We start from the raw sequence: 3,579 nt of genomic DNA, 5'->3' as shown, positions 1-3,579 counted from the left end.
TCTTCAGCCTCCTGGCAGCCTGCTCATGGAGCTCGCTGCCAGGAGTTGCCCTGCAGCGCCTTCAGAGAAGATGCTGTGTCGCTTGCCTTTTTGTGTGAACACTTTTGGGGTGCTCACACAAAAAGGAAAGCCCAACACGCTGTGTTGGGCTTTTCCTGGCTGTAAGAGCCTGACGATGACCTACTTTCACACGGGAACCCGCACTATCATCGGCGCTGACGCGTTTCACTGTCCTGTTCGGGATGGGAAGGAGTGGTACCACGTCGCTATGGTCATCAGGCATAACTTGTTGTCTGGCTGATCACGTGATCAGTCAAACGAATTCATAGAGTTTGGAATCAGCACGCAATGACTGCGCTGCTTGAATGTATTTTGAATGCGTCAACTTGGCATAACACCTTGATCTGACTGATCAAAGTTATAGGGTCAAGCCGCACGAGCAATTAGTATCAGTTAGCTTAACGCATTACTGCGCTTCCACACCTGACCTATCAACGTCCTGGTCTTGAACGACTCTTTAGGGGGCTCAAGGCCCCGGCAGATCTCATCTTGAAACGAGTTTCCCGCTTAGATGCTTTCAGCGGTTATCTCTTCCACACTTAGCTACTCGGCAATGCCACTGGCGTGACAACCGATACACCAGAGGTGTGTCCACTCCGGTCCTCTCGTACTAGGAGCAGGCTTCCTCAAATCTGCAGCGCCCACGGAAGATAGGGACCAAACTGTCTCACGACGTTTTAAACCCAGCTCACGTACCTCTTTAAATGGCGAACAGCCATACCCTTGGGACCGGCTACAGCCCCAGGATGAGATGAGCCGACATCGAGGTGCCAAACACCGCCGTCGATATGAACTCTTGGGCGGTATCAGCCTGTTATCCCCAGAGTACCTTTTATCCGTTGAGCGATGGCCCTTCCATACAGAACCACCGGATCACTATGTCCTGCTTTCGCATCTGCTCGACTTGTCAGTCTCGCAGTTAAGCACGCTTATGCCATTGCACTATCGTCACGATGTCCGACCGTAACTAGCGTACCTTCGAACTCCTCCGTTACGCTTTGGGAGGAGACCGCCCCAGTCAAACTGCCTACCATGCACTGTCCCCGATCCAGATAATGGACCTAGGTTAGAACCTCAAACACACCAGGGTGGTATTTCAACGTTGGCTCCACAAGATCTAGCGACCCTGCTTCAAAGCCTCCCACCTATCCTACACAGATCTGTTCAAAGTCCAATACAAAGCTACAGTAAAGGTTCATGGGGTCTTTCCGTCTTTCCGCGGGGAGATTGCATCATCACAAACATTTCAACTTCGCTGAGTCTCAGGAGGAGACAGTGTGGCCATCGTTACGCCATTCGTGCAGGTCGGAACTTACCCGACAAGGAATTTCGCTACCTTAGGACCGTTATAGTTACGGCCGCCGTTTACTGGGACTTCAATCAAGAGCTTGCACCCCATCATTTAATCTTCCAGCACCGGGCAGGCGTCACACCCTATACGTCCACTTTCGTGTTTGCAGAGTGCTGTGTTTTTAATAAACAGTCGCAGCCACCGATTTTTTGCAACCCATTCATGCTTCGTTGTTCACTACACACTAATAGGGCACACCTTCTTCCGAAGTTACGGTGTCAATTTGCCGAGTTCCTTCTCCTGAGTTCTCTCAAGCGCCTTAGAATACTCATCTCGCGCACCAGTGTCGGTTTGCGGTACGGTCGTATATAGCTGAAGCTTAGTGGCTTTTCCTGGAACCTCGTTCAGTCACTTCACGGACAAGTCCGCTCGATCGTTGGCCTCGGTATATGTGCACCGGATTTGCCTAATGCACGCCTACATCCAACTAAACCAGAATAATCCAATAACTGGATGACCTATTAAGATCCGTCCCCACATCGCACTATATAACGGTACAGGAATATTGACCTGTTTCCCATCAGCTACGCATCTCTGCCTCGCCTTAGGGGCCGACTCACTCTACGCCGATGAACGTTGCGTAGAAAACCTTGCGCTTACGGCGAGGGGGCTTTTCACCCCCTTTAACGCTACTCATGTCAGCATTCGCACTTCTGATACCTCCAGCACGCTTTACAACGCACCTTCACAGGCTTACAGAACGCTCTCCTACCACTTGCAATAAATTGCAAATCCGCAGCTTCGGTAACTGGCTTAGCCCCGTTACATCTTCCGCGCAGGACGACTCGATCAGTGAGCTATTACGCTTTCTTTAAATGATGGCTGCTTCTAAGCCAACATCCTGACTGTTTTAGCCTTCCCACTTCGTTTCCCACTTAGCCAATTTTAGGGACCTTAGCTGGCGGTCTGGGTTGTTTCCCTCTTGAGTCCGGACGTTAGCACCCGGTGCTCTGTCTCCCAAGCTGTACTCATCGGTATTCGGAGTTTGCCTTGGTTTGGTAAGTCGCCATGACCCCCTAGCCAAAACAGTGCTCTACCCCCGATGGTAATACTTGAGGCACTACCTAAATAGTTTTCGGAGAGAACCAGCTATTTCCAAGTTTGTTTAGCCTTTCACCCCTATCCACAGCTCATCCGCTAGTTTTGCAACACTAGTCGGTTCGGACCTCCAGTACCTGTTACGGCACCTTCATCCTGGCCATGGATAGATCACTTGGTTTCGGGTCTACACCCAGCGACTGATCGCCCTATTCGGACTCGATTTCTCTACGGCTTCCCTATTCGGTTAACCTTGCCACTGAATGTAAGTCGCTGACCCATTATACAAAAGGTACGCAGTCACCCCTTACGAGGCTCCTACTTTTTGTAAGCACGCGGTTTCAGGATCTATTTCACTCCCCTCCCGGGGTTCTTTTCGCCTTTCCCTCACGGTACTAGTTCACTATCGGTCGATGATGAGTATTTAGCCTTGGAGGATGGTCCCCCCATATTCAGACAGGATTTCTCGTGTCCCGCCCTACTTGTCGTTAGCTCAGTACCACACAGGTCATTTCACGTACGGGGCTATCACCCGCTATGGCCAGTCTTTCCAAACTGTTCCGTTATGTCTTGTGCTATCACTAACAGGCTTCTCCGATTTCGCTCGCCACTACTTTCGGAATCTCGGTTGATGTCTTTTCCTCGAGCTACTGAGATGTTTCAGTTCACCCGGTTCGCCTCGCATGACTATGTATTCATCATGCGATACCTTTCGGTGGGTTTCCCCATTCGGAAATCTCCGGATCAAAGCTAATTTGCCAGCTCCCCGAAGCTTATCGCAGGCTATCACGTCCTTCGTCGCCTATCATCGCCAAGGCATCCACCACGTGCTCTTATTCACTTGACCCTATAACTTTGACGTTTCTTTCGAAACTACAAAATCATCACAAGGAATATGTCAGGTCTTTCACCTGACGCGTTATGCCGTTACATTCAAAATTCGATTTGACTCGAAATTGAAGTTTCTTTTGACGCAATCAAAAATTCTATGTTGCTGATGGCACGGTCTGCACTAAACCTTTACGAATGTGCAGTTTCCATCAGCAACGCTGATTCGACTCTATGAATTTTTAAAGAACAGCCGATTGATCAAGAGATCTCGATCAACAACAAAGAAGCCTCATGCATGC

2 rRNA genes are annotated in these 3,579 nt (G+C 49.8%); both read right to left on the bottom strand.

Annotated elements, in window-relative coordinates:
- Positions 1-167 precede the first annotated feature (167 nt).
- Positions 168-280 (bottom strand): 5S ribosomal RNA (rrf, locus tag QFZ42_RS28275).
- A 142-nt stretch (positions 281-422) separates the two neighbouring features.
- Positions 423-3,296: ribosomal RNA gene (locus QFZ42_RS28270) — 23S ribosomal RNA — on the bottom strand.
- Positions 3,297-3,579 lie beyond the last annotated feature (283 nt).

Source organism: Variovorax paradoxus (genome assembly GCF_030815855.1).
Taxonomy (GTDB): domain Bacteria; phylum Pseudomonadota; class Gammaproteobacteria; order Burkholderiales; family Burkholderiaceae_C; genus Variovorax; species Variovorax paradoxus_M.
This window is presented reverse-complemented; position numbering and strand designations above follow the sequence as displayed.